The organism is Okeania sp., assembly GCF_983059655.1.
This window is the reverse complement of record NZ_CEZPJD010000624.1, coordinates 1-4,852: the sequence shown is the minus strand read 5'-3', so window position 1 is coordinate 4,852 and position 4,852 is coordinate 1. Positions and strand designations below refer to the sequence as shown.

Genomic DNA, 4,852 nt, shown 5'->3' with positions numbered 1-4,852 from the left:
AACCATAATCATACTATACTCTCAATGTCAAATTTTTAATTGATGACACGCCCTAAGAATCTTCAGAAATTACATAAAAAACTGAGGTTGGCTCAAAAGTCCCTGACAAGAAAAACTAAGGGGTCCAATAACTATCAGAAAGCCAGGCTGAAAGTAGCCAGGATACACGCAAAAATTAAAGACTCAAGACTTGATAACACCCACAAGCTAACTACTCAACTAATTAGAGAAAACCAAACGATAGTAGTTGAGGACTTGGCAGTAAAAAACATGGTCAAGAATCATAAATTAGCTAGAGCAATTAGTGATGCCAATTGGGGAGAGTTAGTGAGGCAATTAGAATACAAAGCTGAATGGTATGGACGGGAATTAATCAAGATTGATAGATACTTTCCCAGTTCTAAACGTTGTTCTAATTGTGGTCATATAGTGGAGAAATTACCTCTAAATATTAGAGAGTGGGATTGTCCAGAGTGTGGTATTCACCATGACCGCGACATAAACGCAAGTATAAATATTCTGGCTGCGGGACTCGCAGTGTCAGTCTGTGGAGCGACCGTAAGACCCGAAGGGAGTAAATCCCGGAAGGCGGGTGCATTGAAGCAGAAAGCCCCTAGCAGTAATGTGAGGGAATCCCGTGCTGTCTCGTAGAGCAGCGTCGGGAGGATGTCAATCCTTGAGGAGTTACTTCAATATGGAAAAGATATCGACCATTAATCATGTGAATTGTGGTTAAAGCCATAGAAAAAATGAGAACTCCGCAAAGTGGTAAGGTTAGTTGCCATACCGGAAACTTTTGCTTCATCAAATACCTACCTCGTGGTTAAATAAATGTATTTTTTAGAGAGAGTTTCTACTAACTTAATTATTTCAATCCCTCTATTATTTATGTGGCTTTTCAATGAGGTGTCGTGACACTGTTTCCACAAAACTATTAAAATCATGTCGCATTTATGCAGTGCCTACTAAATTTAGCGATCGCCAACCAAAATCTCTAACCTTTCACAACTACTACCAAAATTTTCACTTTCTTCTCAGGAAAGCGATCGCTAATCATCAAAAAGTCGTTTCAAAGCAAAAATTAGACAAGAAGGATAAATATAGGTTTAACTTATCAAATCAGGCATGAAAATTGTTTATTCCAATTAAACAATTAAACATTCCAATTAAAAAAGCCCTGATTTTTCCCAAATCATTACAAAATATTTCACGAACTTGCGTTATTTCAGCGATTTGGTATCATATAGATACATAGTTTATTGTGCCAATGTTGTATTTAAAAATAAGAAATTTTCTCTAAAAAAAGCTACAACCTTCTATTTTTCGTCAATATAGGATGCAAAAATTTATACTTGCTCCACGGATGAATAAATCTCAAAAAAACAAATTTTGAATAGGTATCTGTGCTTAAGCAATTATAGCTATTGACAGATTTATTTTTTATATGGTAGCAAAATTTATCTTCAAGATAAAATATTCCATAAATGCCTAAATAATGCTCGATCTATAATTTTGTTCTTAGAGCGATCGCCAATCAAAATTTTTAATCTCAACTTAAAGAGGCGATCGCGCAAAATTATCGTGGTATTCAGAAAAATAGAACACAGTTAAAAACTACGATTCTTATAGAAAGCTTGCATCGAAGTTCTCTACTGTAGTTTAACAAAACTCAAACTTCTATAAAAAGCAGTCATATCATATTCGCTGGTATTGTTTGTATCAACCCAAGCTGAAATATATAGGATTTGCTGAAAAAGTATGAGTGATAGTGGTAGGAGCCAGAATTCATAATCCAGAAGTCAGGAGGAATGGGAATTATAGAAGAAGCAGTCAGAAGAATCGTAAAAGTGATTTTCTGCCCCTATCTTGCCGAAAATCCTAGATTTTTGAACCATTACCACCTAAAAGTTGGCACTACCTTAGTACCTGAAAAGGGTAAAACCTTTACCTGTCAAGACTTTGATATTTAATCAGCAAGCCCTATATAGAACCCATTTGGTATCTTTTATTGAAATACAAAGTATATAGGAAAACCGTTTTAAGGAGCCTAACAACTACAAGGATTCAGGAGACCGAAAAATCATGAAAAATGACTGCCAGAATCATAAAACCCAGATGGGTATTGAACTTGTAACTTCCGAAATAAATCCCAAATGGCTTCTATAAAAACAGCGATCGCTCTATCTTTAAAATGTTCTTGAAAATCAGCGATCGCCAAAAAATTAAATAGAAAAACGTAGTATTGAATTGAATATTGAACCCATTTGGTATCTCTAAAAAATTAGACGATCGCTAACCTCTTAAGCATCAATCGAATAAAACAAAGATTAATCTTAGCAGTAGCATTTTCCAGGGTTCTTTCAAAATTTTTGGTCAAGCTTTTACACCTCTCCATCCAGGAATTAGTTCTTTCAATGACCCACCTGGCTTTGATGGGAACAAACCCTGTTTTTCCTTCCTGTTTTTTCTGAGCCTTTGATGGTTTTGGTGATAGTTTCAACCGAATTTTGGTCATAATCCCAGGATAGATTTTTTTTAACTCCTGTATGATTTTTTCGGGGTGGTATCCATTATCAAGTAAAATAGTGATTTTAGGAACGTTTACAGGTTTGGACTTAAAGTAGTCAATATTCTCTGACAACATTTCAATTAATCCGTCATCATCAGAAACTGATGCTTTTGTGCAATGAGCAAAAAAAGGAAAGCCTAGACTATCTACTGCTAAGTGTCTCTTAATTCCATTAGTAGCTTTGTAGAAATAGAATCCCTTGGACTTGACACTAGCATTACAAGTATTTTTTACTGCCTGTGAATCAATGATTATTAAAGTTGTCCATTTGGCTTTTTTTTTACTTGTTGACGTACTTGACCATGTAAAACATCTCTAATCTTCAAGGGTTACCCCTTCTGCTCGCCACTGTTTATAATGCCAAAACACTGTGGAATAAGGAGGTAAGTCATTAGGTAAATCGGACCAATTACAACCATTCTTAAGTTGGTAGAGAACACCATCTAGTATTTGCCTTTTAGTCCATTTGCTTGGACAAGTTTTCTTCTTTTTTGGTAATAATGGTTCAATAAGAACCCATTCTTTGTCTGTTAAACTGCTTGAATATGGCATTTACCCAAATCTGTTTCTGATAATTGGCGTTGGCGGAGCCTAGCGGCAGCTATATCGCTACTTAACTAGCTACTTAAACTATATGCCTTTTCCTCAAAAGATACCAAATGGGTTCTATAGAGGAAATTTATAGCAGTTTTTGCTCATGTTGACTACAAAACTTCTGCCCTCTGCCTTTAAGCCAAAATGTCTGTATTCTATGTTCATGAAAACTGCTGTAAGTTTTTTTCATACCTTCCACCAAAGTTTTATCATCAAGCAAACACGATATTATTCTTCTACCAAAGGGAATAATTCTAACTGATAACGATACAAGGCTACGGGATGATTACCTGCCACAAAATAATCAGGGTCTTGAGGTGATAAATAAATAGCAGTTATCTGATTTGCCTCAATTATTTCTCCTTGATTTTCATCGATAATGTGATGATAATCTGTAGTTGTTTCTACCTCATTTAAGTAAATCATTGTCTCACCCTGAAATAGTTGCTGAGTTATTTCGCAGGTAATAAAATTATCTGGGTTTAATTGTTCACTTTCTCTACCAGTAATAACTGAAACTAACTCCAGATTATCTCGCAAAATAGTTGTCTGACGATTAGGATTATTTTGGTCAATTTTTACAGATAAAATTGCATAGTCGCCCAAAAGTGCTTTGCCAATATTTAATCCGTTAAATTCTCGATCTGCAATAACTGCTTCTGGAGGTAAGTATGATTTTTCAGTAGACCAATATATAGGCAAATTAATTAATTTTTGTTGGGATATTTCTTCGATATTCAAGTTTGGCTCGAACTTAATAAATCTAACTTTAAAATTTACTGATTTATCCAAATATTTACGATTATTTTCAAAACCTGGCGTAACAATTTCTGGGGCTAACGGTGCAACCATATCTATTAAAGTGCTTTTAACATTCCAATTTCCTGCCATCCAGTCTGGATAAATTAAGTCTTCTTTAGCAATGTTAATTGATGGTTTATTTTCCCAGTTAGGAAAATCATTAATTCTGGAAGTAAGTGTTCCTGCTATTGCATTATTAGCCCGAAGCAAAATAATTGTAATTAAACATAAGCTCCAAATTATTCGCCAGAAATTTTGATGATTTTTTCTAGATTTATGCATTATTATAGTCGAGATTATTTTTTTAATAATTTTCTAGTGCAAAAAGGCAGAAGGCAGGAGGCTTTAGTTATCTAGGATAGCAGAAGCTAGAAGGGAAGAAAGGTTATTGTCAAAGCTTTTTAACCTTTTTTATGGTTAGTTATTTCTGCCATCCTGCAATAGTGTACCATTTATACTAAATTGATAAATATTTGCTACAAATAGCTAGGATATTTTTTAGGAGTCAGGAGTCAGAATTCAGGAGTCGTATGGGAATATATTTAATACCATTTTTGATGTTGTAAATTATTTTTTTTCGTCAAATAGATTTTTATATAAAGTCTTTTTATGGCGCTTATTATTCGTAATATTCTTTTTTTTAAGTAGAACGGTGCAAAAAAACAGCAAGTTAGTAACGAAAAGTAAATGTGCCAAAAACTCTCTTCCCTTCTGCCCTCTGCGTCCTGCCTTTTTATAACGATAATTTTCAATGCCGACCTACTTATACTACCTAATAATTATACTCAAGTATCTTGATAATTTAAAAATGAACTTAAAGTAACACAGTCGCATTGTTCTTGAGATTCAAATAAGGCTTCTTCTGCTGCTAAAAACAGACTACTCGGT

General features: G+C 34.3%; 6 protein-coding genes and 1 pseudogene. 3 read left to right on the top strand and 4 right to left on the bottom strand.

The window, feature by feature from the left end:
* Positions 1 to 42 precede the first annotated feature (42 nt).
* The 3 genes and pseudogenes from AC3DU7_RS25470 to AC3DU7_RS25460 all read left to right on the top strand — a co-directional run.
* Positions 43 to 651: pseudogene (locus tag AC3DU7_RS25470) on the top strand (RNA-guided endonuclease TnpB family protein); the annotation flags it as partial.
* Between the two features lie 250 nt (positions 652 to 901).
* Positions 902 to 1,129, top strand: a complete 228-nt coding sequence (locus AC3DU7_RS25465) for a hypothetical protein (RefSeq protein WP_488042076.1) — start codon at positions 902 to 904, stop codon at positions 1,127 to 1,129.
* A 679-nt stretch (positions 1,130 to 1,808) separates the two neighbouring features.
* Positions 1,809 to 1,970, top strand: coding sequence for a hypothetical protein (locus AC3DU7_RS25460; RefSeq protein ID WP_488042075.1), 162 nt, complete (start codon positions 1,809 to 1,811; stop codon positions 1,968 to 1,970).
* A gap of 110 nt (positions 1,971 to 2,080) precedes the next feature.
* Here the strand turns inward: AC3DU7_RS25460 and AC3DU7_RS25455 are convergent, their stop codons facing one another.
* From AC3DU7_RS25455 to AC3DU7_RS25440, 4 genes are all read right to left on the bottom strand, one after another.
* Entirely contained in the window at positions 2,081 to 2,218 is a 138-nt protein-coding gene (locus AC3DU7_RS25455; protein WP_488042074.1) for a hypothetical protein, read from the bottom strand.
* Between the two features lie 63 nt (positions 2,219 to 2,281).
* Complete coding sequence (locus tag AC3DU7_RS25450) at positions 2,282 to 2,818, bottom strand: transposase (RefSeq protein WP_488042077.1); 537 nt, start codon at positions 2,816 to 2,818, stop codon at positions 2,282 to 2,284.
* A 66-nt stretch (positions 2,819 to 2,884) separates the two neighbouring features.
* On the bottom strand, positions 2,885 to 3,121 hold the full coding sequence (locus tag AC3DU7_RS25445) for a transposase (RefSeq protein WP_488042073.1): 237 nt from the start codon (positions 3,119 to 3,121) through the stop codon (positions 2,885 to 2,887).
* 270 nt (positions 3,122 to 3,391) lie between these two features.
* Positions 3,392 to 4,246: a DUF6816 family protein gene (locus tag AC3DU7_RS25440; protein WP_488042072.1), complete on the bottom strand. Its 855-nt coding sequence runs from the start codon at positions 4,244 to 4,246 to the stop codon at positions 3,392 to 3,394.
* Positions 4,247 to 4,852 lie beyond the last annotated feature (606 nt).

Excerpts from the sequence above, each read along its gene's own strand:
- AC3DU7_RS25465 (WP_488042076.1), top strand. The coding sequence starts at position 902 with ATGAGGTGTCGTGACACTGTTTCCACAAAACTATTAAAATCATGTCGC.
- AC3DU7_RS25445 (WP_488042073.1), bottom strand. The coding sequence starts at position 3,121 with ATGCCATATTCAAGCAGTTTAACAGACAAAGAATGGGTTCTTATTGAA.
- AC3DU7_RS25440 (WP_488042072.1), bottom strand. The coding sequence starts at position 4,246 with ATGCATAAATCTAGAAAAAATCATCAAAATTTCTGGCGAATAATTTGG.
- AC3DU7_RS25460 (WP_488042075.1), top strand. The coding sequence starts at position 1,809 with ATGGGAATTATAGAAGAAGCAGTCAGAAGAATCGTAAAAGTGATTTTC.